The 23858-nt window shown below is 69.9% G+C and carries 21 protein-coding genes; 10 read left to right on the top strand and 11 right to left on the bottom strand.

Annotation, left to right across the window (positions count from 1 at the left end; all coding sequences use genetic code 11):
- Window positions 1–163: 163 nt before the first annotated feature.
- The 3 genes from QJS31_RS17420 to QJS31_RS17410 all read left to right on the top strand — a co-directional run bounded on the left by QJS31_RS17420 (window position 164) and on the right by QJS31_RS17410 (window position 4233).
- Window positions 164–1348, top strand: a complete 1185-nt coding sequence (locus QJS31_RS17420; protein WP_306357170.1) for a sensor histidine kinase — start codon at window positions 164–166, stop codon at window positions 1346–1348.
- A 121-nt stretch (window positions 1349–1469) separates the two neighbouring features.
- Window positions 1470–2129, top strand: coding sequence for a response regulator transcription factor (locus tag QJS31_RS17415; RefSeq protein WP_039816221.1), 660 nt, complete (start codon window positions 1470–1472; stop codon window positions 2127–2129).
- 94 nt (window positions 2130–2223) lie between these two features.
- Complete coding sequence (locus tag QJS31_RS17410) at window positions 2224–4233, top strand: serine/threonine-protein kinase (protein ID WP_306357169.1); 2010 nt, start codon at window positions 2224–2226, stop codon at window positions 4231–4233.
- A 40-nt stretch (window positions 4234–4273) separates the two neighbouring features.
- On the opposite strand, the gene QJS31_RS17405 is transcribed toward QJS31_RS17410, so the two are convergent.
- Complete coding sequence (locus QJS31_RS17405; protein WP_148310451.1) at window positions 4274–4480, bottom strand: hypothetical protein; 207 nt, start codon at window positions 4478–4480, stop codon at window positions 4274–4276.
- 274 nt (window positions 4481–4754) lie between these two features.
- Here QJS31_RS17405 and QJS31_RS17400 point away from each other — a divergent pair, with 274 nt between their 5' ends.
- Both QJS31_RS17400 and QJS31_RS17395 read left to right on the top strand, forming a co-directional pair.
- On the top strand, window positions 4755–5636 hold the full coding sequence (locus QJS31_RS17400) for a helix-turn-helix transcriptional regulator (RefSeq protein ID WP_306357168.1): 882 nt from the start codon (window positions 4755–4757) through the stop codon (window positions 5634–5636).
- Window positions 5633–5833 (top strand): DUF397 domain-containing protein, encoded by a 201-nt coding sequence (locus QJS31_RS17395; RefSeq protein WP_029930680.1) that lies wholly within the window; start codon window positions 5633–5635, stop codon window positions 5831–5833. Before QJS31_RS17400 ends, QJS31_RS17395 begins: the two co-directional genes overlap by 4 nt.
- A 65-nt stretch (window positions 5834–5898) precedes the next feature.
- Here the strand turns inward: QJS31_RS17395 and QJS31_RS17390 are convergent, their stop codons facing one another.
- The 6 genes from QJS31_RS17390 to QJS31_RS17365 all read right to left on the bottom strand — a co-directional run bounded on the left by QJS31_RS17390 (window position 5899) and on the right by QJS31_RS17365 (window position 13033).
- Window positions 5899–6930: an ATP-dependent 6-phosphofructokinase gene (locus QJS31_RS17390; protein ID WP_029930679.1), complete on the bottom strand. Its 1032-nt coding sequence runs from the start codon at window positions 6928–6930 to the stop codon at window positions 5899–5901.
- A gap of 103 nt (window positions 6931–7033) precedes the next feature.
- Window positions 7034–7852: a hypothetical protein gene (locus QJS31_RS17385; protein ID WP_282785801.1), complete on the bottom strand. Its 819-nt coding sequence runs from the start codon at window positions 7850–7852 to the stop codon at window positions 7034–7036.
- 339 nt (window positions 7853–8191) lie between these two features.
- Complete coding sequence (locus tag QJS31_RS17380; RefSeq protein ID WP_306357167.1) at window positions 8192–9115, bottom strand: hypothetical protein; 924 nt, start codon at window positions 9113–9115, stop codon at window positions 8192–8194.
- 37 nt (window positions 9116–9152) lie between these two features.
- A complete protein-coding gene (locus QJS31_RS17375; RefSeq protein WP_306357166.1) occupies window positions 9153–10919 on the bottom strand; it encodes a serine/threonine-protein kinase in 1767 nt (588 codons plus the stop codon).
- 51 nt (window positions 10920–10970) lie between these two features.
- Window positions 10971–11657 (bottom strand): response regulator transcription factor, encoded by a 687-nt coding sequence (locus QJS31_RS17370; RefSeq protein WP_039816207.1) that lies wholly within the window; start codon window positions 11655–11657, stop codon window positions 10971–10973.
- A complete protein-coding gene (locus tag QJS31_RS17365) occupies window positions 11654–13033 on the bottom strand; it encodes a sensor histidine kinase (RefSeq protein WP_306357165.1) in 1380 nt (459 codons plus the stop codon). The genes QJS31_RS17370 and QJS31_RS17365 overlap by 4 nt, the downstream gene beginning before the upstream one ends.
- 156 nt (window positions 13034–13189) lie before the next feature.
- Between QJS31_RS17365 and QJS31_RS17360 the strand changes: the two genes are divergently transcribed.
- Genes QJS31_RS17360 through gatB form a run of 4 tightly spaced genes read left to right on the top strand, consistent with a single transcriptional unit; the run spans window position 13190 to window position 18389 of the window.
- Window positions 13190–13519 (top strand): hypothetical protein, encoded by a 330-nt coding sequence (locus QJS31_RS17360; RefSeq protein ID WP_306357164.1) that lies wholly within the window; start codon window positions 13190–13192, stop codon window positions 13517–13519.
- A gap of 35 nt (window positions 13520–13554) precedes the next feature.
- Window positions 13555–14325 (top strand): ABC transporter ATP-binding protein, encoded by a 771-nt coding sequence (locus QJS31_RS17355; RefSeq protein ID WP_282783924.1) that lies wholly within the window; start codon window positions 13555–13557, stop codon window positions 14323–14325.
- The gene (locus QJS31_RS17350) at window positions 14322–16817 is read left to right on the top strand and encodes an FtsX-like permease family protein (protein WP_306357163.1); all 2496 of its coding nucleotides are present in this window, start codon (window positions 14322–14324) and stop codon (window positions 16815–16817) included. The genes QJS31_RS17355 and QJS31_RS17350 overlap by 4 nt, the downstream gene beginning before the upstream one ends.
- A 57-nt stretch (window positions 16818–16874) precedes the next feature.
- Complete coding sequence (gene gatB / locus QJS31_RS17345) at window positions 16875–18389, top strand: Asp-tRNA(Asn)/Glu-tRNA(Gln) amidotransferase subunit GatB (protein ID WP_282783919.1); 1515 nt, start codon at window positions 16875–16877, stop codon at window positions 18387–18389.
- 19 nt (window positions 18390–18408) lie between these two features.
- On the opposite strand, the gene QJS31_RS17340 is transcribed toward gatB, so the two are convergent.
- Complete coding sequence (locus tag QJS31_RS17340) at window positions 18409–19557, bottom strand: PQQ-dependent sugar dehydrogenase (protein WP_372341615.1); 1149 nt, start codon at window positions 19555–19557, stop codon at window positions 18409–18411.
- Window positions 19558–19688: 131 nt separating this feature from the next.
- Here QJS31_RS17340 and QJS31_RS17335 point away from each other — a divergent pair, with 131 nt between their 5' ends.
- Complete coding sequence (locus tag QJS31_RS17335; protein ID WP_306357161.1) at window positions 19689–20588, top strand: DoxX family protein; 900 nt, start codon at window positions 19689–19691, stop codon at window positions 20586–20588.
- Between the two features lie 73 nt (window positions 20589–20661).
- Here QJS31_RS17335 and QJS31_RS17330 read toward each other — a convergent pair whose 3' ends face one another.
- The 3 genes from QJS31_RS17330 to QJS31_RS17320 all read right to left on the bottom strand — a co-directional run bounded on the left by QJS31_RS17330 (window position 20662) and on the right by QJS31_RS17320 (window position 23792).
- On the bottom strand, window positions 20662–20961 hold the full coding sequence (locus QJS31_RS17330; protein WP_282785359.1) for a hypothetical protein: 300 nt from the start codon (window positions 20959–20961) through the stop codon (window positions 20662–20664).
- 16 nt (window positions 20962–20977) lie between these two features.
- Window positions 20978–22819 carry a dihydroxy-acid dehydratase gene (gene ilvD / locus QJS31_RS17325; protein ID WP_282785358.1) on the bottom strand — a complete coding sequence of 614 codons (1842 nt, stop codon included), beginning with the start codon at window positions 22817–22819 and terminating at the stop codon, window positions 20978–20980.
- 154 nt (window positions 22820–22973) lie between these two features.
- Window positions 22974–23792, bottom strand: coding sequence for a PH domain-containing protein (locus tag QJS31_RS17320; RefSeq protein ID WP_306357160.1), 819 nt, complete (start codon window positions 23790–23792; stop codon window positions 22974–22976).
- Between the last annotated feature and the right edge of the window lie 66 nt (window positions 23793–23858).

The following is a 23858-nucleotide window of genomic DNA, read 5'->3' as shown; positions in this document are numbered from 1 at the left end:
CCGACGCTATGGAGGAGGCGGGCTCCGGGACGTCACGCTGCGGGACGGTTTCCCGGCTGCGCGGTACGGGGGAGGGGTGCCGGGAAGTGATACTCCGGTAGGGGGTCCAAGATCGCTCGGGGGTATGAGGTGCGGCGGCGGGACGGGTCCTACTGTCGTGGCTATGGTTGCGACATTGCCGTCACGGCGGCTGCAGCACGCGCGGCTCTGGTTCGACGTGGGCACCGTCGCGGTGGCGCTCATCCTCTACGCCGTCGCGTGGCCGACACTGTTCATCACCCACCAGGTGGCCGCGGCGGCCGCCCCGTTCATCGCCGGGTTCGCCGCCTTCCCGCTGCTGCTCGCCCGGGTGAATCCGGCGCTGGGCTGGGCGATTTCGGCCGGGGCCGCGCTGGTCATCGCCTTGGCGATTCCGAATCGATCCGGTGAGGACATCCCGTTCCAGGTGGTGCACCTGCTGTGCCTGTTCGCGCTGCTGTTCGCGGTGGCGGTGCGCTCCGGCATGCAGATCGTGCTGGTCGCGTGGCTGGCGACGGCGCTGCTCATGGGCACGACCATGGCCGCGCAGGGCGACGAGTTCGCCACCTCCGGGTTCGGCTGGCCCATCGCCGTGACCGGGATCGTGCTGCTCGGCCTCATGGTGCGCTCGCTGACCCAGTCGCGGCAGGCGCTGCTCGCGCAGTCCGAGGAGACCGAACTGGAGCGGGCCCGCCGCGCCATTCTGGAGGAGAAGGCGCGCATCGCCCGCGACCTGCACGATGTGGTCGCCCATCACATGTCGATGGTGGTGGTGCAGGCACAGACCGCCCCCTACCGCATCGACGGCCTGTCCGCGGCCGCCCGCGCGGAGTTCGAGGCCATCGGCGTGGGCGCCCGCGCGGCGCTCAACGAGATCCGCGGCCTGCTCGGCGTGCTCCGTAGCGACGGACAGTTGCCCGAACACGCCCCGCAACCCACCGCCATGGAGGTACCCGACCTCCTGGAGGGCGCCCGCCGCGCGGGCATGGCCCTCACCACGGAGATCGACGGCCCGCTGACGGCCATCCCCGACGCCACCGGCCTCGCCCTCTACCGCATCGTCCAGGAATCGCTGGCCAACGCCTCCCGCCACGCCCCCGGCGCGCCGGTGCGGGTGCGCATCGTCGCCGCCACCACCGCGGTCACCCTCACCGTCACCAACGACGCCGCCACCCAGATCCCCACGGCCCCTCGTTCCCCCCACGACACCCCTGGCAGCGGCATCACCGGCATGCAGTCCCGCGCCCAGGCCGCGGGCGGCCACCTCACCGCCACCCCCCACCCCGACGGCACCTTCGAAGTCCACGCCCACCTCCCCATAGATACGTAGTCATCGGATCACGGGGGAACTGGTGGCGGCATCGTGCGAATGGCCGCCGCCACCAGTTCCCCCTCGCGGGCATGCCTTCGGTGCGAGCGTGCGAGACTCGTGGGGTGCGTGAGGTGGGACTGTGGCGATAACCGTGTTGATCGCCGACGATCAGGCGATGGTGCGGCAGGGGTTCGGCGCGCTGCTGGCGGCGCAGCCGGACATCAGCGTGGTCGGGGACGCGCCCGATGGGAAAACCGCTGTGGCGGAAGCGAAGCGGCTGCGGCCGGATGTGGTGCTCATGGATGTGCGCATGCCGGAGATGAACGGTCTCGACGCGGCGCGGGTGATTCTGTCCGCGGGGCTCGAGCCGCCGGTCCGGGTGCTCATGCTCACCACCTTCGATATCGACGACTACGTCTACGAGGCGCTCGGGATCGGGGCCAGCGGATTCCTGCTGAAGGACGCGCCCGCCGAGGAGCTGGTGCGCGCCGTGCGCGTGGTCGCCGGTGGTGACGCGCTGCTCGCGCCGACGGTGACACGGCGGCTGATCGCCGACGTGACCCGCCGCCGGGCCCGCCGGGCGCCCACTCCGGCGCTGGGCGATCTCACTCCTCGCGAACGCGAGGTGCTGGAGTTGATCGCGCGGGGTATGTCCAATGCCGAGATCGCCGAAACCCTGTTCGTCGCCGAGCAGACCGTGAAAACCCACGTGTCCAAGGTGTTCGCGAAACTGAACCTGCGTGACCGGGCTCAGGCCGTGGTACTGGCCTATGAATCCGGGCTGGTGACACCGGGCTGAACCATGTGCGAGACCGTGGAACCGAGCGGCCGGAAGGACATCGTGCGCGGTAGGCTCTCCGCACCCGTATGTCACCGGAAGGGGGGCCGTCGCCTTGCTGAAGACGGGTGACGTATTCGCCGGATTCACCATCGAACGGCTGCTCGGGCAGGGTGGTATGGGATCGGTGTATCTCGCGCGGCACCCTCGGCTCGGGAAGCTGACGGCGCTGAAGCTGCTCAACCGGGAGCTGTTCGCCGACCGCGAGGTACGGGCGCGGTTCGAGCGCGAGGCCGATCTGGTGGCGCAGCTCGATCACCCGAATATCGTCGCCGTGTACGACCGGGGTTCCGAGGACGCCCAGCTGTGGATCTCCATGCAGTACGTGGACGGTGTGGACGCGGCCAGCGTGCAGACCGCCACGCTGCCGCCGGAGCGGGCGGTGCAGATCATCGAAGGGGTCGCGGACGCACTGGATTACGCGCACAGCAGGGGCGTGCTGCACCGAGATGTGAAGCCCGCCAACATCATGCTGGCGCGGGCGGTCGGCGGGCACGGGGAGCGGGTGTTCCTCACCGACTTCGGAATCGCGCGGCTGCGTGAGGATTCCACGCATCTGACCCAGGCGGGCATGTTCACCGCCACCCTCGCGTACGCCTCGCCGGAACAGATGACCGGCGGTCGGCTCGACCACGCCACCGACCAGTACTCACTGGGCTGTGCCCTCTACTGGCTGCTCACCGGAATCGGCCCCTTCGACTCTCCGAACCCCGGTGAAATCATCAGCGGCCACCTGCATTTCATGCCCTACCCGGCCAGCGTGCGCCGCCCCGGACTCTCCCCGGCCGTCGACGCCGTCATCGCCAGGGCCATGGCCAAGCGCCCCGCCGACCGCTTCCACACCTGCGCCGAATTCGCCGCCGCCGCCCGCCGCGCCCTCAAGGAACCCGCCCCACAACCCGCCGCCCGCCCCGCCGCCCCATACCCCTATCCGCCCAACCCCCAAGCGCCCCAACAACCCTTCCCACCCGCATACGCCCCGCAGCAGCAGGGCTACCCCCAGCCCCCCGCCTACCCTCAGGCCTACCAACCCCCCGCTGCCCCGCCCCCGCACAACCCCACCCCCGGCTACCAGCCACCCCTGCCCCAGAACTACACCCCCACACCACCTCCCCCACCGGCCTACCCGCCCCCGGGAACACCGCCCGCCCCAGACCAACCACTCCAGGCCGGCCCGGCCTCCCCCGGCCAGCCGCCGCACGGTGCCCCCGCGCCCGTGATGCGGCCTCCGCAGGAGGGCGTCGCACCGCCTGGCCAGCCGCCACAGGAGGGTGCCGCGCTGCCAGGCCAGCGGTCACCTGCGGACCAAACGCCGTCGGGTTCGCCTTCGGAGGGAGGTGCCGCGTCCAGGAGTCTTCCGCTGCAAGCCTTCTCGGCCGCTGAATGGCGGCCGGGTGGGGACGCGCCGCACCCGAGTGATGCGTCGCTGGACTCGACGCGCAGTGACCGGTTGTCGCGCGAGGATGTCGCGGCGCGCGGAGGCCGATCACCTCACCTGGATGCGGCCGTCGGCGCGGAGGTGCGACCCGGTGACGCTGAGACGGCCGGTGGGTCCGGCTCATCCGCTGTGATGCGTTCGGTGACGGAGCCTGTCTCGTATGCCGTTGGTGTGCAGCGCGATTCGGACGGCTCCGGGTCCGAGGGGCCGAGTGGTTCAGCCTCCGCCGTCGACCCGGGCGGTTCGCCCCCGGATGGCGGAACGGATATGCCTGCCGTGGGCGACGAATCTGGTGTTCCCCCTTCGGGAGCGGGTGTCGCGGCGGGTGGTGCCGAGCCGTCCGGTGCTGCGGACGCGGCTGCCGGACAGGTTGATTCGAGTACCGCCGTCCGATCCGGCGCGGGAGAACCTGCCGCGGTGGGACCCGATGCGCTGCCACCCGCCGCCGGAGCGCCGCCGCCGTTCGTGCCCTATCCCTATCCGCCCCAGCAGGTGCCGCCGGTGCGACCGCCGCGGCGGTCGCCGTTCGGGGAGGTGCAGCCTGCCGCGGTGGTGGCGTTGGCCGTTGCGGCGGGGGTGCTGCTGGTGCTGGTGGTGGTGTTGGTCCTCAGCGCGATCGATCCGTAGCGGAGCGGTCAGTGGGTGGCGCGGTCAGTGGGTGGCGCGGTCAGGGGGCGGCGCGGTCGTCCAGGACCATTTGTCCGGCGTCCACCAGGATTTGGCGGGCTCGGCGTCGGACTCGGCAGTCGTCGACCGTGCAGCACATGTGCAATTGCATGGCTTGGTGGGATTGTTCGGGCGTGAGTTCGCCCGGGTCTGTCGTGCAGTCGAGGATGTACATCATCAGGTCCGCCGGAATCAGCGCGAGGGGCACATTAGGGCCAGCGTAGCGAGAATCGCCGGTCATGCGAGCCGTTTCGAGTCGCCGAAGATCGAGAGGTGCGCCCGGCTCGGGGACGAGTGTGTCCAGAGTTGTCAGGGCTCCGGCTCTCACCGGGCGCGCCTACAAGCACAGCAGGCGCGAGGCGGAAATGTCAGGCAAAGGCGGCAGATACTCGGAACTTTTCCGAAACCGCCAGGTCAGCATTCATGACGCATGGCAGCATCGTTCACAGTGACCGAAAATCAGCTTCGCGGGGGAGGATTCGATGTCAGAGCACGGTTCCACACTGCCGCGCCGCCAGCTGGGGCGATACCTGCGTGAGGGTCGGATGGAGTCCAATCTGACCATTGCCGAGGCGGCTTCGCTCATGGAGTGGAGTGAATCGAAGTTGCAGCGTCTGGAAACCGGCAATGCCGAGAAGATCCGCGTGCTCGACATCCGGGAACTGTGCCGTATCTACGATTTCGACGACGAATTCACCGCGGCGTTGGTGGGACTGGCACAGCAGTCGAACGTGAAATCGTGGTGGCACGAATACGACAGCCTGGTGCCCGAGGGCTTCGACATGTATGTGGGCCTGGAATCCTCGGCGCGCACCCTCATTTCCTATCAACCCGATCTGGTGCCCGGATTGCTCCAAACGCCGGATTATGCGCGCGTTCTCATCGCCGATTACTGGCCGGATGCTCCCCGTGAGCAGATCGACCGCCGTCTCCAGCTGCGCGTGCGTCGTCAACACCTGCTGACCCGCAAACGCAGCCCCGCGGTCTTCGACGTGGTGCTGCACGAAACCGCGTTACGCAGGGTCGTCGGCACGCCGCGCATCATGTCGGCACAGTTGCGCCGCGTGGCCGATATGAGCACGCTGCCGACGATTACTGTTCGTGTACTACCCTTCTCCGCAGGCGTCCCGTCGGGGCATACCGTCGGGCCGTTCGTGATTCTGGAATTCGGCCGGGACCCGCGGCACAGGCCGGTCGACCCGACCGTGGTGTATCTGGAGAACTATCTCGGCGACCTCTACCTGGAGAAGCAGGCGGCGGTCGACCGGTACCGCGAGGCGTACCACGCGCTCCAGCACGCGGCGTTGGACGAAGCGAGCAGTAGAGACCTCTTGCGGAAGGCAGCGAAGGAGTACGTGACGTGAACGTCGAGCGGTCCGGCGCGCGGTGGTTCAAGAGTACGCACAGCACCGGCGCGAAGGAATGCGTGGAGATCGCGTTCCTGGCGGGCGTGGTCGGCGTGCGCGACAGCAAGCATCCGGCCGGACCGGCATTGATGTTCACGCCCGCCGCGTGGGAGGGGTTCACCGCCGCGGTGACGGCGGGCCGATTCGACCACTGATCGACCGCTGAGGCGCGACGCTCGCGGCCCCCGCACCGATGGAGCGGGGGCCGCGAGAGTTCGGTTCAGCCGAAGAAGGCAGCCGCCTCGTTGTAGCGGTCCGGCGGCACCAGTTTGAGCTGCTTGGTGGCCTCCGACAGCGGCACCAGCTCGATCTCGGTGCCGTGCAGGGCGACCATCTGCCCGAAGCGGCCCGCGTGCACGGCCTCGGCGGCATGGACGCCGAAGCGGGTGGCGAGGACGCGGTCGTAGGCGGTGGGCTGACCGCCGCGCTGCACGTGGCCCAGCACGGTGGTGCGGACCTCCTTGCCGATGCGGCGTTCGATCTCGGCGCCGAGCTGCTGGGCGACGCCGGTGAAACGGACATGGCCGAATTCGTCGATACCGCCGTCGCGCAGGGTCATGGATTCGGGCGCGGGATGCGCGCCCTCGGCGACCACGCAGATGAAATGCTTGTCACCGCGCTGGAATCGACGCTTGATCATATTGCAGACCTCGTCGACATCGAACGGCACTTCGGGGATGAGGGTCAGATGCGCACCACCCGCGATTCCGGCGTTCAGCGCGATCCATCCGGCGTGGCGGCCCATGACCTCCACCAGCATGACGCGCTGATGCGATTCCGCCGTGGTGTGCAGCCGGTCGATGGCCTCGGTGGCGACCGCCAGCGCGGTGTCGTGGCCGAAGGTGACGTCGGTGCAGTCGATATCGTTGTCGATGGTCTTGGGCACGCCCACCACCGGCACGCCCTCGTCGGACAGCCAGCTGGCCGCGGTCAGGGTGCCCTCGCCGCCGATGGGGATGAGCGCTTCGATGCCGTTGTCGTCGAGAGTCTGCTTGACCCGGCCGAGTCCGGCGCGCAGCACATCGGGATTGGTGCGCGCGGTGCCGAGCATGGTGCCGCCCTTGGCGAGCAACCGGTCGGTGCGGTCGTCATTGAAGATCTGGATCTTGCGATCCTCGAGTAGGCCGCGCCACCCGTCCTGGAAGCCGACAATCGCGTCGCCCCAGCGACCGTTCGCGGTACGAACGACAGCTCGGATGACCGCGTTCAAGCCTGGGCAGTCCCCGCCTCCGGTCAAAACTCCGATACGCATGCCGCCCATCTTGCCCCGTCCGCGCTACTCTGTGGGCCGCACCCCCGTGAACCGCTCGTTACGGATTGCCGTACCGCTCGGCACCGCACGATGTGATGCGCGGCTACGGCGGGCAGCCGCCTCCGGCGAGTTCCTCGAGATGCAGTTCGATCAGCCCCGCGAGCTTGGTGAGCAGGGCGGCGCCGTCGTCGAAGGAACCCGAATCGGGCGCGGCCGCAAGTGCGATGGCGATCTCCCCGCCGGTCACCGGGAGTAGCCCGAACTGACGCACCAGATAGTCGCCGCCGGTGTCGGGCCCCCAGCCGCCCTTGAACCGCGCGCCCTCCAGGGTGCCCAGCCCCCACCGCTGGCCGGAGCTGACCTTCCCCATGAGCGCGGTGACCGTATCGGCCTGCGGCAGGCAGGGCAGCCGGGAGGCGAAGCGCAACTGATCCGACAGCGACCATTCGGCCTGCCCGAAGGCCGAGTACTCCGAGCGCGGCGGCCGGGCGGGCACGGTGGTGGTCGCATCACCACCCTCGCGCAGCACGGCCTCCACCGCCTGCGCGGCCGTATCCGCTGATCCGAGCGACTGCCAGAGCATCTCGGCGGAGGAGTTGTCGGAGGCCGTGATCGCCGCGCTGGCCGCGCCGCTGTACCCCGGATTGTTGCGCAGCGCGGCCAGGGTCAGCGGCACCTTGATGGTCGACCAGGCCACACCGGTGCTCCAGTCGCCGAGGGTGACCTGCCGCTCACCACCCACGGCCATGACCGCCAAGCCCACCGTGCCCTGCAACGTGGCCTGCAATTCGTTGAAATCCCAGGCCAGCGAACCGGGAAGGGCGGCAACGAGTCCGGTGGTGGGCTTGACGGCCGTCGGTGTGGCACCGGTGGTTTCGGGCACCAGGGTGGGCTGGCTGCTGCAGGCGGACAACGCCAGCACGGCGGCCACCCCGGCCGCCCGCGCGAACCGGCTCCACCGCCGGTCGTGACGCGTCGATCGTCGTGGGGACCCGCCGCATCCGGCGCCGTCCCGGCTGTCCGACCATGGGACGTCCACCCCGTCTACCTCCATATCCCGGGCGTGGTGGGCGACTCGTCGATGCTCGACCACCGACTCCCGTCGATCGCAAGGATTCTGGTGCGTCGCCGCGCGGTGGTCAAATGCGGTTCTGACGCGCGGATTTCGGTGCGCGAGGCGGGATGGCCTCTCTGTGACATCCGGCGCCTCGGCATCCGGTGCGCCCGAGTGAGGAGGCCGCGGTGACGCGGCGTCACCGGGTCAGCGCACGCACCAGCCCCCGCGCAGTTCCTCGAGATGGTCGGCGACCAGCAGGGCCATGCGGTCCATCATGTCGGTGGCGTCGGTGAAGCCGCCCGAGGCGGGTTCGGCGGCCATGGCCACCGCCACCGGGCCCGACAGTGTCGGGATCAGGCCGAACTGCCGCACCGTGTAGTCGCCGGTGTCGTCGTCCGGACCCCAGCCGCCCTTGAACTCGGCGCCGATGAGTCGGCCCAGACCCCAGCTCTGGTCGGGTGTGATCTCGCCCATGAGCGAGATCACCGTATCGGCGTCGTCCAGACAGGGCAGCCGGGAGGCGAAGCGCACCTGATCGGTCAGTGTCCAGCTGGTCGCGCCGAAGGCCATGAGTTCGTAGGAGCCCACGGTCGCCAGTCGGGTGTGCCGGTCGGCGATATCGGTGACGGTGTCCCCGGCCTCGCGCAGCACCGACTCGACCGCGGTGGCGGCCTCCTCCGCGCTGCCCAACGAGTTCCAGAGCTGTTGTGCCGCATCGTTGTCGGAGAAAGTGATGGCCGCCTCGGCGGTGTCGAGCAGCCCTTCCGGATCGCGGCGCAGGGCCGCCAGGGCGATCGGCACCTTGATGGTCGACCACGCGATACCCGTGCTCCAGTCGCCGAGCACTGTCACCTCGCCACCGCCGACCGGCATGATCGCCATTCCCATGCGACCGTCCAGGCGAGCCCGCAGATCGGCGAAATCCGCTGCCAGGGAGATGGTTCGGGGCAGGCCGAACAGATCCGGCAGGTCCGGTGCGCCCAGTGAGCGATTCCCCTCCGCCGCCGGTAGGCCCATCGCGCGGTCCCCGCCGTCGGGCGCGATCTCCGCCGAATCGGCGGCGGGCACACCGGAAGTGCCGACCTGAACGGCACACGCCGACACCGCGAGCAGGGTGGCGAACACCACCGTGTTCCTCAGGGCCTTACGACAGATCCGAAACGGATCAGTAGACATACACCACCGCGTTCTCTCCACCGGTGCAGGTCACCAATTTCCCTGCGGCCGTGCAACTCATCGGGTACGAGCGACCGGTCACCGGACTCACCGCGACCACCGTAGCCGTCGTTCCCGGGGTGTCGCCCGCCGCGTCGGCGTAGGCCCGGCGCACCTCCTCGGCGAACGGGCAACTGGTGACCGAGGTTCCGGTCGCCGAGGAGGCGTAGCCGCCCAGCGACCCGAAGACCGAGGGGCACGGCGTCGCACCCGCGGGCAGCTGCACCGTGGTCGGCGTGGTCGTGGTGGTGGGCGCGGTTGTCGTACGGCCGGGGGTGGGCGGCGCCGTCCGTGGCCGGGTCGGATTGTCCTGTGCCGCCGGCACGTTCGGTGATTCGGTACCGCCGTCGTCGATGGCCTGCCAGCCCAGCACGCCTGCCACCGCGGTCAACGCGACGGCCAGCACGCCCACCGCCACCGGCACCACGATCGACCGGCGCTGCCGCGGTCGGGGTTCGGTCGGGGGCGGTTCGACGACCGGATGCTCCGAGGTGGGATAGGCCGACGGGTCCGGCGCGGGCGCGTACGGGAAGTCGGCGTCGCCGGAGGCGTAGGAGTGCTCACCCCACCGCGGCTGCGCCGGTCGCGCCTGCTCGGGCAGGGGCGTGAAGTAGAAGTCGCTGGGCCGCACCATGGTCGGATCGGCGGGCACGATCACCGGAAGATCGCCGGTGGCGGGTTGCTCGTCGCCGGCCGGGGGGAAGGCTCCGGTCGCGTAGGCCGGTCCGGACCCGGCGGACCCGGCGGGAGTCCGCCGCACCACGGTCGGATCGGACGCGCCCACCCGCGGCGGGACCGCGCTCGGCGGGACCGCGACCGGCACCGTGGGCGGCGGGACGGTGCGGGCGGGCGGCACGGCCGGTGGCGGCGGTGTCGCGACCGGTCCGCCGATCAGCGCGTTGCGCGCGGCCGCGGCGAATTCGCCCGCGGTATAGAACCGGTCGGCGGGATTCTTGGCCATGGCGCGGGCGATCACGGCATCCAGCCCCGGCGGAATGCCGGGCCGCAGGTGCGATGCCGCGGGCGGCGACTGCGACAGATGCGCCCGGACCAGCTCACTCATATTCTGCGCCGGGAACGGTCGGGTGCCGGTGAGCGCCTCGTGCAGGACGCAGCCCAGCGAGTAGATATCGGCGCGACCGGTGACCGGACCGTCATCGAAGCGTTCCGGGGCCATATAGGCATAGGAGCCGACGGCCGAGGTCGCCGTGGTGACGGTGCTGTCACCCTCCGCACGGGCAATGCCGAAATCGGCCAGATAGGCGAAATCCGCCTCCGTGACCAGAATATTGGCGGGCTTGACATCCCGGTGCACCAGACCCGAATAGTGCGCGGCGTCCAAGGCCGCCGCGACCTGCTCGAGAATGCCGACCACCCGGGCGGGCGGCAGGGTGTCGAACTGGTTCAGCAGGGAGCGCAGATCCCGGCCGCGCACCAGCCGCATATCGATGTACAGTACACCGTCGATCTCGCCCCAGTCGTGGATCGGAATGATGTGCGGCTCGGCCAATCTCGCCGCCGCCTGCGACTCCCGGCGGAATCGTTCCTGGTAGGAGGGATCCGCGGCGAGTTCGGACGGCAGCAGCTTGAGCGCGACCACCCGGTCCTTCCCGGTGTCGTAGGCCTCGTAGACCTCACCCATCCCTCCCCTGCCCAGCAGCGAGCGCAACTCGTACGGCCCGAACCTGCTCCCGGCCCGCGATGGCGGTGCATCCACCCCGTCCAACCTCCAACTCTGGGACGGGGCGCGGCGGCCGCGACCCATCCGTCAGAGATTGGATTCTCCTGGGGCGACCACACCCTGGTCAAACGCGAAGACGATGGCCGCGGCCCGGTCCCGCAGCCCGAGCTTGCCGAAGATGTGTCCCACATGGCTCTTCACGGTCACCTCGGAGATGCCCAGGGCATGCGCGATCTCGGCGTTGAGGCGGCCGCGGCCGATGAGCTCGAGCACCTCGAGTTCGCGCGCGGTGAGATCGCCGAGCCGGGTGGCGGCCGGGGACGGGGTGGGACGGGCCGACCGGTACGCGGTGAGCACGCGCGGAGTCACGGTGGGGTCGAGCCAGGCGCCGCCCGCCGCGACGGTGCGCACCGCCCGGATCAGATCCTCGGCGGGGGAATCCTTGAGAATGAACCCCGCCGCGCCCGCGCGCAGCGCACCGGACAGCAGCTGATCGTCGTCGAAGGTGGTGAGCACCAGCACCGGTGGGGCGTCGGCCGATTGACGCAGGGTGCGGGTGGCCTCGATGCCGTCGATGCGCTTCATGCGCAGATCCATCAGCACCACCTGCGGTCGGTGCGCGGCCACCGCGGCGGGCACCTCGTCCCCGTCGGCACATTCGCTCACCACGAAACCGTCACGGCGGCGCAGGATTCGGCGCAGGCCACCGCGCACCAGCTCCTGATCGTCGACGACGAGTACCGCGGTCGGCTCGTCCTCCGGCTGCGTGCTCACACACCCTCCTGGCTCTCCCGCGCCGAGTCGGCGCGGCCCTCCTGCAATTTGCGGGTCATGTTCTGGAACATGGATTTCAGCGAATCCTCGGCGGTACTCGCGGCATTGATGACGACACAGCCGTCGACCGGCCTGCCGGACAGGGGAATGCGCGCCCGCACCTGCCAGCCGCCCGCTTCGGGTCCGGCCGACAGCATCCCGCCGAGGAGTTCGGCGCGCTGTCGCATACCCCGGACGCCCATGCCGTTGCCCGGCCGGGCGGCCACCCCGGCGGGCAGCGTGTTGTGCACGGAGACGGTGATGCCCCGGTCGTCCACCATGATCCGGATACGCGCCCGCGCGCCCGGCGCGTGTTTGGCGACATTGGCCAGCGACTCCTGGCTGATCCGGTACAGCGCCAGTCCCAGCCCCGCGCTCACGGTCGCCGGATCGCCCTCGAGTTCGTAGTCCACCGCCATTCCGGCACGGACGAAGTCACCCACCAGCTCGGCGATATCGTCCAGGCCCGGTTCCGGGGTGGTGCGGGAGGGCCGTTGGTCGAGCAGCCCGACCGTGCGGCGGATATCGGCCATGGCCTGGCGGCCCAGACGCTCGGCGTCGGCGAGGGCGTCCACGGCCTCGTCCACGTCGCGGTCGGTTTGCAGCGCGTGGCGGGCGGCGGTGACGTGCAGCAGCGTGATGGACAGCGAATGCGCGATCACATCGTGCACCTCCCGCGCGATGCGGCCGCGTTCCTCGTCGGCGGCCCGCGCGGTGCGCACCTCCTGGGTTTCGCGCTCCTGGCGAGTGAAGCGGCTCTGGTACTGCAGCATCCGCCCGGTCATCCAGCCGCACACCACACCCGCGCTGTACTGGAGCGCACCATCGAGATGGCCGATCCGGGCGAAGAAGGCGAGCTGCCCCAGCATGACGAGAGTGAGCGGCACACTCACCAGTGCCGGGGTGATGGCGGCGACCTCGCCCGCGGCCAGGATCAGGATCAGCGGCGAGATATCGTTCTCCACCGGCTGCGTCAGGAACAATGCCGTGGCGACCATGGCCAGACCGCCGATCATGACCGGTTTCGGCACCATCCCGAAGAACGCGTACAGCGGGCCGGTCACGTACGTGAGGCCCATGGCCACCAGCGGCAGCAGGCTCGGGAAGTACTCGTGCCGCTGAATCATGGCGATGGTGGCCGCCACCAGCAGCACCACATCCAGCAGCATGATCGTGGCCGCCGGATAGTCGTAGGGCAGCTCCGCCACATTGCGCTGGAACTCGCGCACCGGATCGCGCAGGAACCGGCGAGCCCGCGCGCGGCTGTCGCGCGCACTCTCCCGCAGGTCACGCCAGGCGGCCCCGGCGAACCGTGACGTGGCGTCGGTCACGTTCATCCTGTAAGGCTAATTGCCCGGATCGTTCGTGTGCATCCTTCGTCGAGTGGGCTCGGTCTCCTACCCCGGTAGGAGTGCGATTCGGGTCCGCGGCACGAAGACAGCACAGAGCCCGGTACGTAGCGTGTGAGATCTCGAGAACGAAAGGTTGGGGCCATGACTTGGGCAGACCACCACGCTCGCACGGATATCCTGCACGCCGTACTCGACCGAGCGGCGCGAAATCCGGCTGATCCCAAGCTCTTTCATGGACTGCCGGATATGGAACGCCTCTTCGGCGGACCAGCCGGGGTGCTGCTGGCACTGCGGTACCGCTGGGAGAACCACCTGCACGCGAAACTCGACAACGCGCTGACGGAGGGGAAATCGGCGGTCGACGTCTACCTCGAACTGGCCTCCGAACAGCCCGTGCTGCGCGCCGTCCTGGACACCTACGACACCGACCACCTGATCGGCCGGCCGCGAGACCGCGCACTCGCGAGCTGAGGGCGATCGACGTTATTTCCGATGAGGGGAAGCACATGCTGGAACTGACCGACGTCACCAAGGAGTACCGGGTGGGTGAACAGACGGTACGCGCGCTGGACGGCATCAGCCTGCGTATCGAACCGGGGGAGTTCACCGCCATCATCGGCCCGTCCGGCTCCGGCAAGAGCACCCTGCTGCACATGCTGGGTGCCCTCGATTCCCCCGATTCCGGATCCATCCGCTTCCAGGACCAGGAGATCGGCGGCCTCGACGACGATCGGCAGTCCGAATTCCGCAGGCACCGTGTCGGTTTCGTCTTCCAGTTCTTCAACCTGCTGCCCACGCTGTCGGCCTGGGAGAATGTCGCCATTCCGAAGCTGTTGGACGGCACCGGACTGCGCAAGGCCAAGCCGCGCGCCCTGGAACTGCTGGAGCTGGTGGGACTGGCCGACCGCGCCGAACACCGGCCCGCGGAACTGTCCGGCGGGCAGATGCAGCGGGTCGCGGTGGCGCGCGCGCTCATCATGGACCCGCCGCTGATCCTGGCCGACGAGCCCACCGGCAACCTGGATTCCAAGACCGGGGCGTCCATCCTGGAACTGCTCGGCGACATCACCCGGCAGGGCAACTCCGTGGTCATGGTCACCCACGACATGGGTGCGGTGCGCTACTGCGACCGGCTGATCACCCTGCGGGACGGGAAGATCGGCTCCAATGAACTGGTCGAGCACACCGAGAACGGCGAGGTGCGCACGGTACCGGTGGAACTCACCGCATCGCTGAGCGAGGACGGCTCCGAGCCCGCCCAGGCGGTGCGTCCGTGATACGTGCGGGGTGGGATCGGCTGCGGCTGTTCAATATCGGTGAACTGCTCGCACATCGGGGGCGCACCGTCATGTCCATGATCGTGATGGGCGTATCGGCCGGGCTGCTGGTGTCGGTGTTCAGCATCTCCGGCTCCATCACCGGATCGGTGGACCGGCTCGCGCGCAGCCTCTCCGGTGATGCCGTGCTGGAGATCAGCGGCATCACCGACGCCGGATTCGAACAGTCGCTGCTGCAAGAGGTTCGGGCGGTGGCCGGGGTGGGCACCGCGGTCCCCATGCTGCGCGCCCCCATCGGGGCGGGCGGGGACCGCGCCCTGCTCATCGGCGCGGACGCCAGCGCCTCCGCATTGGGCAGCGATCTGGACGGGCCGCTGCGCGAACAGGCGGCCAAGCTGCCGACCGTCCGCAACGGCGTGCTGGTCGGGACCGGCATGGGTTATGCGGAGGGGGAGACCTTCGGCATCGGCGGTACCGCCGTCACCGTCGCCGGGGTGCTCGACGATCCGGCCGCGCGCACACTCAACGACGGGCACCTGGTGGTCGCGCTGCTCCCGGTGGCACAGCAGATCACCGACCGGGCCGGGCGGCTGGACTCCATCCAGATCCTCGCCGCCCCCGATGCCGATGTGGCACAGCTGCGTTCGAACCTCACCGAGGTGGTGGACGGGCGCGCCGTGGTCGCCGATCCGAGTATGCGCGCGGCGCAGGCGGGCGGCGCCGTGCAGGTGGTCACCCTGGCGACGCTGGCCTCCTCGGCCGCCGCGCTCATCGTGTCGTCGTTCCTGATCTACAACGCCATGAGTATGGCCGTGGCGCAGCGTCGTCCGATGCTGTCGCTGCTGCGCGCCATCGGCGGCCGCCGTACGCCCATGGTGCGCGATCTGATCGCGGAATCGGCGCTGCTGGGACTGATCGGCGGGCTGGTCGGCGCGGTGGTCGGCGTGTTCATGGGGCGCATCGCCATTCACCGGCTGCCCGCGGCCATGCTCAACTCCTTCGAGGCCCGGACCGAGTTCATCCTGCCCGGCTACGCCGTGCCGGTGGCCGTAGCGGCCTGTGTGGTGGCCAGCGTCGCCGCCGCCGCGCTGGCCGCGCGCCAGGTGTACAAGGTGGCGCCGATCGAGGCCTTGGCCCCAGTCGGCACGTCCAGCGCCGACACGACGAACCCGGTATTGCGCTGGGGCGCTGTGGTAGTGGGCACGGCGCTGGTGGTGGCCGCCATCGTCATCGCCACGGCCGATCTGGGCCGGATCTCCATGGCCGCGGTCTCCATGGCGATCGCCGGTGCGGTCATGTTCTGCTTCGCCGCCACCGGGCCGATCGTGCGCGCCGCCGCCGCCGTCGCGCGGCTGTTCGGCGCACCCGGGGCACTGGGGGCCACCACCGTCGAACGGGCGCCGCGCCGGGTGTGGGCGACCGCCATGACCGTCATGATCGGCGTCACCGCGGTGGTGGCCATCGGCAACGCCACCCGCAATATGGCCGACTCGGCGACCGAGAGCTTCGAGGGGCTCGGCGTCACCGACGTGTTCATCAGCCCGACGGCCATGGAGCAGTTCCCCACCGGGCCGATCCTGCCCGCGGACCTGAAGGCGAAGATCGCCGCTGTTCCCGGCGTGGCGGGGGTCGGGTCGGGACAGATGGCCTTCGCCACCCTCGGCGGCGGGCGAGTGATGTTGCAGGCCTTCGAGGAGGGGCAAGGCCGCCAGGCCGCGACGGCGGCGTTGAGCGCGGACACCCTGCGGCGCATGGCCGCCGGGGAAGGCGTCGTCGTATCCCGCGACGTGGCACGGACATTGGCGGTGCAGCGCGGGTCCACCCTCGAACTGCCGACACCCAGCGGCGTGCGGCGGGTCGAGGTGCTGGAGGTGATTCCGTACTTCTCCGCCGTCGCCGGTGCGGTGATCCTGGACCTCGACATCCTGCGCCAGTGGTACCAGCGGCCCGGTGAGACCATCATCGGCGTCGACTTCCTGCCCGACGCCGATCCGGACCAGGTCTTCGCGGCCATTCGCGCGGCCGTGCCGCCCGAGATCCATGTCGAGACCGGACCGGACGCCGTCGCGGCCATCGCCGGCAGCGTCCGCCAGGGCACCTCGCTGAGCACCTCCATCCTGTGGATCGTGGTGGCGGTCTCCACCATCGCCCTGCTCAACACCCTCATGCTCTCGGTGCTGGAACGCCGCCGCGAACTCGGGGTGCTGCGCGCCATGGGCACCAGCCGCCGCTTCCTGCTCCGCACCGTCCTCACCGAGGCGGCGGGCATCGGGGTGGTGGGCGCGGCCATCGGTCTGGCGGTGGGCGCGGCCGTGCACTACCTGGCCACCCTCGCCATGACCAACTCGCTGTCCTTGGACGTGGCCTATCAGCCCAGCCCGCTGCTGCTCGTCTACGCCGTGGTCGCGTTGCTGCTGGCGCTGCTGGGCTCCATCCCGCCCGCCGTCCGCGCCGCCCGCCTGCCCATCGTGGAGGCCATCGCGGCCGACTGAATCCACCCGCCCACGGTGCGTGAATACCGCCGACCGGCCTTACATAGACTGATCGTCATGAGCGCACCCACGGTGGACTTGATGGACTACGCCGATGTCATCGACCGGTACGAGCCGGTGCTGGGCATGGAGGTGCACGTCGAGCTGGGCACCGCGACCAAGATGTTCTGCGGTTGCCCGACCGAATTCGGTGCGGAGCCGAATACCCAGGTGTGCCCGGTGTGCCTCGGACTGCCCGGTTCGCTGCCCGTCGTCAATCAGAAGGCGGTGGAATCGGCGATCCGGATCGGGTTGGCGCTGAACTGCTCCATCACGCCGTGGGGGCGGTTCGCGCGCAAGAACTACTTCTACCCGGATCAGCCGAAGAACTACCAGATCAGCCAGTACGACGAACCCATCGCCACCGACGGCTACCTCGACGTGGTGCTCGACGACGGCTCCATCTTCCGGGTGGACATCGAGCGGGCGCACATGGAGGAGGACACCGGCAAGTCGGTGCACGTCGGCGGCGCCACCGGCCGCATCCACGGCGCCTCGCACTCGCTGCTGGACTACAACCGCGCGGGCGTGCCGCTCATCGAGATCGTCACCAAGCCCATCACCGGGGCGGGGGAGCGGGCGCCCGAGGTGGCGCGCGCCTACGTCACCGCGCTGCGGGATCTGCTGAAGGCCCTGGACGTCTCCGACGTGAAGATGGAGCAGGGCTCGCTGCGCTGCGACGCGAACGTGTCGCTGATGCCCAAGGGCGCGCAGGAGTTCGGCACCCGCACCGAGACCAAGAACGTGAACTCGCTGCGCAGCGTCGAGGTGGCGGTGCGCTACGAGATGCGGCGGCAGGCGGCCGTGCTCGCCGGCGGCGGCACCATCATCCAGGAGACCCGGCACTTCCACGAGACCGACGGTTCCACCTCGTCGGGCCGGGTGAAGGAGACCGCCGAGGACTACCGCTACTTCCCGGAGCCGGACCTGGAGCCCATCGCACCCGACGCCGCCTGGGTGGAGGAGCTGCGCGCAACTATCCCGGAGTACCCGTGGCTGCGGCGCGCCCGCATCCAGGCCGACTGGGGGCTGTCCGACGAGGTGTTCCGGGACCTGATCAACGCGGGCGCGCTGGACCTCATCATCGCCACCGTCGACGCCGGCTCCTCGGTGGACGCCGCCCGCTCCTGGTGGGTCGCCTACCTCACCGAGAAGGCCAAGGACCGCGGCGTCGCCCTCGAGGATCTGCCCATCACCCCGAAGCAGGTCGCCGAGGTGGCCGGGCTGGTCGAGGCCAAGACCATCAACAACAAGGTCGCCAAGCAGGTCGTCGACTTCGTCCTCGACGGCGAGGGCGAACCCGCCCAGATCGTCGAATCCAAGGGCCTGGGCATGGTCAGCGACGACTCCGCCCTCCAAGCCGAGGTCGACAAGGCCCTCGCCGCCAACCCCGATATCGCCGACAAGATCCGCTCCGGCAAGGTCCAGGCGGCGGGCAAGGTGGTCGGCGACGTCATGAAGGCCACCCGCGGCCAGGCCGACGCCGCCCGCGTCCGCGAACTGGTCCTCGCGGCCTGCGGCGTCGCCGGGTAGCCCCCGGGACAGACGAAGATCAGTCCGGCCCGCTGCCCGGCCCACCCGCCGGCGGCGGCACCCGGACCACACGGTCGTCGTATTCGCCGGGGGTACCGCCCTCACCCTTGTTGACGGTGCCGACCCAGACCGCGCCGTCCGGACCGAGCGCCGCGCCGTTGAGGCGGCCGTAGCGGTCCTGCATGGTCAGCGTGGGCGCCTCGGTGATGGCGTGGGTGGCCGGATCGGCCTTGGCGAAGGCCACCGCCTTGGCGTCGGTCATGGCGATGGCGACACCGTCGGCGGCGGCCGCGCAGCCCGCCACGCCCGGACGGTCGGGCCACGACCACGCCCTGGTCACGTCGCCCTCGGGGGTGACGTGCTGGAGGCGGTCCTCGACGGCGGTGCGGTCGGTGACCCAGATGCTCTGCGGGCCGACGCACACATCACCCGCGATGCCGATACCGGAGATGACCACCTCGGGGACGCTGCTGTTCGGGGACGGATTCGGCACCCGCAGCAGTTTGCCCGCGAGCGAATTCGGATCGTCGGCGGCGGCGGGGTTGCCCGCGTTGCCGGTGAGCACCATCAGGTCCCCGCCCGCGAAATCGATGGCGCCCCGATTGCCGGTCGCGCCCTTGGGGATACCGGTGAGGATCGGCTTCACCGAACCGTCCTCGGACACCCGGATCACCCGATTGTCACTGGGGCCGGTGACGTACAGGTAATACAGCCCGTCCTCGTAGTAGGACGGTGAGAGCGCGATATCCATGAGCCCGCCGTCCGCGGTGCCGGTGTCGATCTCCTGGTCGATCCGCTGCTCCTTCGCTGGAGGCGGCGGCACCTCGCTGGGACCCACCGGCGGCAGCAGGGTCAGCACCTCGAGATCCGTGCGATCCAACACGATCGAGGTGCCGTCACCCAGGACGACGATCCCGCCCGTGACCCCGAGGCAGGAGATCACCACATTCGGGTCGGGATCGACACACGGCCCGGCGGGGCGCTGCGCCGAGGTGGGCGCCTGCTTGTCGGTCGGGCCGAGATCGGCGTCCTGCCAGGACGGTTCGGGAGTGAACGGGCTCGACGCGGACTCGTCGAAGCGGGCACACCCGGCCAGCAGCGTCACGCCGACCACGAGACCGACCGCGAGCCTCCCCGCGCGGCCCCTGACTCGCCCTCCGGCAACCAAACTCATGCTGGAGACGTTACGGAAATACCGCCGCGCACGCTCGTACGGGGGTGGTCTGTATGTGAAACATCCGCAGGACACGCCCGCGATCCACCGCGCGTCGAGGGCTCGGGGCGCATACCCTGACCCGCGTGACCGACAAGCCGAACGATCCGTCCACCGCGGCGGGGCAACCCGAACCCGAACCCGCGCAGCGGCCGGGGACGCCGGTGCGCAGCCCCTTCGACAGTCCGACCGAGCAGATCGACACGGCCGGGCCGAACCTCACCAAGGAGATTCCCCGCACCGACGAGGACCTGGGTCTCGACCCCGACGTGCCGACGCGCGCGCAGGTGGAGAACGGCGACACCACCCCGATCGCCGCCGACGCCCCCGCTCCCGGAGTCGCCGCCCCCGGAGCCGCTCCCGACCCGGACGCACCCTCCTACGCGTTCGCGAGCATCCCTCCGGCCCCGACCTCGCCGGAGAACGGTCGGCTGCGTCGCCGCGACGATCGCCGCGGCACCCTGGACCTCGGTCGGCTGCTGTTGCGCCTGGTGGTCGGCGGCACCTTCATCTACCACGGCCTGCAGAAGCTGACCGGCTGGTTCCACGGCCCCGGTCTGGAGGGCACCCGCGACATGCTCGAACAGGGCGGCTGGGACCAGGCCGACATCGGCGCGGCCTTCCTCATCGTCGGCGAACTCGGCGGCGGCATCCTGCTGGTCCTCGGGCTCGGCACCCCGCTGGCCGCGGGCGCGGTGCTCGCGGTGATCCTGGACGCCTGGCTGTGGAAGCAGGGCATGATCCCGGGCTTCCAGTACAAGGCCGAGGCCAGCGCCGTCGAACTGGAGACCGTGCTCGCGGGCGCGGCCGCCGTCATCATCCTCACCGGCCCCGGGCGACTGTCCCTGGACCGCAACCGCGGCTGGGCCACCCGCCCGTTCCTCGGCTCGGTCGCGGCGCTGGTCGCCGCCGTCGCCGCCGCCATCGGCACCTGGCTGTGGCTGCACGGCGGCAACCCGCTGACGGGTGTCGGCCCGTTCGACTGAGAGCGGCATATCCGGCTCGCGCGGAAGCACAACGGCCCCGGAACCTTTCGGTTCCGGGGCCGTCCTGTTCAGGTCACCACTCGGCGTGGGTGAACCGCTGCCACTCGTCGAAATTCTCCGAGTGCAGGCGCAATACCTCCTGCGATTTGGCGTCCACCTGTTCCTCCAGGGCCGCCCGCTGGGCGCGGATGTCCTCGGCGTCGCCGGGTGGGGCGGAGTATTCGGCTCCGAACAGCTCCCGGGTCTCCGCGGCGAGCGCCTCGGCCTCGGCGAGCAGTTCCTTCGCCTGCGCGTTGCGCTCGTCGCAGCGATCGAGCATGGCGGTGTATTCGGCCAGCATGGCGTCGACCTTGCCGGTGTATTCGATTGTCACACTTCCCCCTTGCTGACTACGGCACTCGCCGGACTGCACCCTTGTCCGCCGACGTCGCCAGAGCGGCGTAGGCGCGCAGGGCGGTGGTGACCGGACGATCGCGGTCGGCGGGCTGCCACGGCCGTTCGGACGCCTCCATTTTCGCGCGCCGCCTGGCCAGTTCGTCCTCGGAAACGAGTAATTCGAGCGCACGGGTATGCACGTCGATACGAATCCGGTCACCGTTCTCGATCAGGCCGATCGCTCCGCCGCTGGCCGCCTCGGGCGAAATATGTCCGATGGACAGACCCGAGGTGCCGCCGGAGAACCGGCCGTCGGTGATGAGCGCGCAGGACTTGCCCAGCCCCGCGCCCTTCAGGAATGCGGTGGGGTGCAGCATCTCCTGCATGCCCGGGCCGCCCGCCGGACCCTCGTAGCGCACCACGACCACGTCACCGGCCTTGATCCGCTTGTTCAGAATGACCGATACGGCTTCCTCCTGGGATTCGACCACCACGGCCGGCCCCTCGAAGGTGAACAGGTCCTCGTCGATGCCCGCGGTCTTGAGGATCGCGCCGTCCGGGGCGATATTGCCGCGCAGCACGCACAGCCCGCCCTCCACGGTGTAGGCGTGGGCGATATCGCGGATGCAGCCCTGCTCCTGATCGGTGTCCAGCGACGACCAGCGGTTCTCGGTGGAGAACGGCTCGGTGGTGCGCACCCCGCCCGGTGCGGCGTGGAACAGCTCCACGGCCTCCTCGGATGCCTTGCCGGAGCGGATGTCCCAGGTGTCGAGCCATTCGTCGAACGAGGCGGTGTGCACGGTGGTCACCTCGGTCTCGAGCAGGCCGCCGCGGCGCAGTTCGCCCAGGATGGCCGGAATGCCGCCGGCGCGGTGCACGTCCTCCATGTGGTAGTCGGAGTTCGGCGACACCTTGGACAGGCACGGCACCCGCCGCGAGATCTCGTCGATGGTCTCCAGATCGAAGTCGATCTCACCCTCCTGCGCGGCGGCGAGGGTGTGCAGCACCGTGTTGGTGGAGCCGCCCATGGCCACGTCCAGGGCCATGGCATTGCGGAACGCCTTCTCGTTGGCCACGTTTCGCGGCAGCACCGAGGCGTCGTCGTCGCGGTACCAGCGGTTGGCGATATCCACGATGACGCGTCCGGCCCGCTCGAACAGCGCGCGGCGGGCGGCGTGGGTGGCCAGCGTGGAGCCGTTGCCCGGCAGTGCCAGACCCAGTGCCTCGGTGAGGCAGTTCATGGAGTTGGCGGTGAACATGCCGGAGCAGGAGCCGCAGGTCGGGCAGGCGCTGCGCTCGACCTCGGACAGGCCCTCGTCGCTGACGGCGCTGGAGGCGCTGGCCGCGATGGCGGTGATGAGGTCGGTGGGGGCCTGCGCCACGCCGCCGACCACGACGGCCTTGCCGGCCTCCATGGGGCCGCCGGAGACGAATACGGCCGGGATGTTGAGCCGCATGGCGGCGTTCAGCATGCCCGGGGTGATCTTGTCGCAGTTGGAGATGCACACCAGTGCGTCGGCGGTGTGGGCATTGGCCATGTATTCCACCGAGTCGGCGATGATCTCGCGCGAGGGCAGCGAGTACAGCATGCCGCCGTGGCCCATGGCGATGCCGTCGTCCACGGCGATGGTGTGGAACTCGCGGGGCACGCCGCCCGCCGCGCGGACCGCCTCGGCCACGATCTCACCGACGTCCTTGAGGTGCACGTGGCCCGGTACGAACTGGGTGTAGGAGTTCGCGATGGCGACGATCGGCTTGCCGAAGTCGGAGTCGGTGAGACCGGTGGCGCGCCAGAGGGCGCGAGCGCCCGCGGCATTGCGTCCGGCGGTGGTGGTGCGTGAGCGAAGCGGTGGCATTGATGGGTCCTCGGGTCTCGTCGCGGTGGGCTGTGGCGACTGCGCCGAATCTGCTTCGGCGGCCAGCCCACGTTACTCCCGCGTTATCAACCCGCCGCGCCCACCGGCAGATTCCGCACCGGTTGTCCAGAAACGCACCGCGTCCGCGGCGGTGCTAGCCCTCGTCCGTGCCCCGCGGTTCGGCGTGTTCCGATTCGGCGTTCTCCGATTCGGCGTCCTCCGGCTCCACGAACGGGTCCGGAATGCGCCCGCCGGAGGCTTCGACCAGATCGCGCAGCCGGTCGTAGCCGACCGCGGGCAGCTTCACCTCGGACTCATCGGCGAGATGCAGCCGCAGGTAGCCGCGGGGCGGGATCCTCAGGCCCTTGACCTCGTCCCAGTCGATGTGCCGTGTGCCGCGCACGGTGCGCAGGTCGAGCCCGTCGGGGGAGATCTTGGTCCGGGTGCGCTCCACCCACACGGCGAGGGCCAGCGGTATCGCGAACAGGATCCACAGCACCTGGGGCCAGCCGGCGAACGGGAACAGTGCGCCCAGCGCCACCACGAACACCGCGAGATGGGCGAGCCGCGGTATCGCGATCACGCGCACGCCCGGATCCGCCAACTCCCCGCGCGCGGCGCGCACGAAGGTGCGGATGCGCCCGAAGTCCACTCCGGGCAGCGGGATCTCGTTCCCGTCGGCGAGCGTGGCGTACACGCGGTTGAATCCGGGAATGCGGACGCCGGAGATTTGCTCCCACGGCACCCGGCGGGTCCGGAAGAGCCCGCGCACCTCCAGACCGTTGCCGCTGACCACGGTTTGCAGCCGCGTCAACCACAGCGGGAAGGTGACTACGAGGGGCACGATGGCGACGGCCGGGATCCACAGCCAGTCGGTGCGGAACCGGATGCTCGGGTAGCCACCCGTGTCCGATCCTTCGGCGGGCGTATGGGACGATCGACCTGGTGGCACGGACTGATGCGGTGATGACACACCCCCATCCTCGCATTGTGGTGATTGAACCCGAACAACCGCTCTGTCTCACATAATGGGACACCA

The sequence above is a fragment of the Nocardia sp. CC213A genome (assembly GCF_030766805.1).
Lineage (GTDB): Bacteria > Actinomycetota > Actinomycetes > Mycobacteriales > Mycobacteriaceae > Nocardia > Nocardia otitidiscaviarum.
The sequence above is the reverse complement of the archived record's forward strand: the minus strand, read 5'-3'. Positions and strand labels throughout refer to the sequence as shown.

What these genes read in the sequence shown, in the direction of transcription:
- QJS31_RS17420 (WP_306357170.1), top strand. Translation starts at nt 164, where the DNA reads ATGGTTGCGACATTGCCGTCACGGCGGCTGCAGCACGCGCGGCTCTGG.
- QJS31_RS17400 (WP_306357168.1), top strand. Translation starts at nt 4,755, where the DNA reads ATGTCAGAGCACGGTTCCACACTGCCGCGCCGCCAGCTGGGGCGATAC.
- QJS31_RS17390 (WP_029930679.1), bottom strand. Translation starts at nt 6,930, where the DNA reads ATGCGTATCGGAGTTTTGACCGGAGGCGGGGACTGCCCAGGCTTGAAC.
- QJS31_RS17365 (WP_306357165.1), bottom strand. Translation starts at nt 13,033, where the DNA reads ATGAACGTGACCGACGCCACGTCACGGTTCGCCGGGGCCGCCTGGCGT.
- QJS31_RS17360 (WP_306357164.1), top strand. Translation starts at nt 13,190, where the DNA reads ATGACTTGGGCAGACCACCACGCTCGCACGGATATCCTGCACGCCGTA.
- QJS31_RS17355 (WP_282783924.1), top strand. Translation starts at nt 13,555, where the DNA reads ATGCTGGAACTGACCGACGTCACCAAGGAGTACCGGGTGGGTGAACAG.
- gatB (WP_282783919.1), top strand. Translation starts at nt 16,875, where the DNA reads ATGAGCGCACCCACGGTGGACTTGATGGACTACGCCGATGTCATCGAC.
- ilvD (WP_282785358.1), bottom strand. Translation starts at nt 22,819, where the DNA reads ATGCCACCGCTTCGCTCACGCACCACCACCGCCGGACGCAATGCCGCG.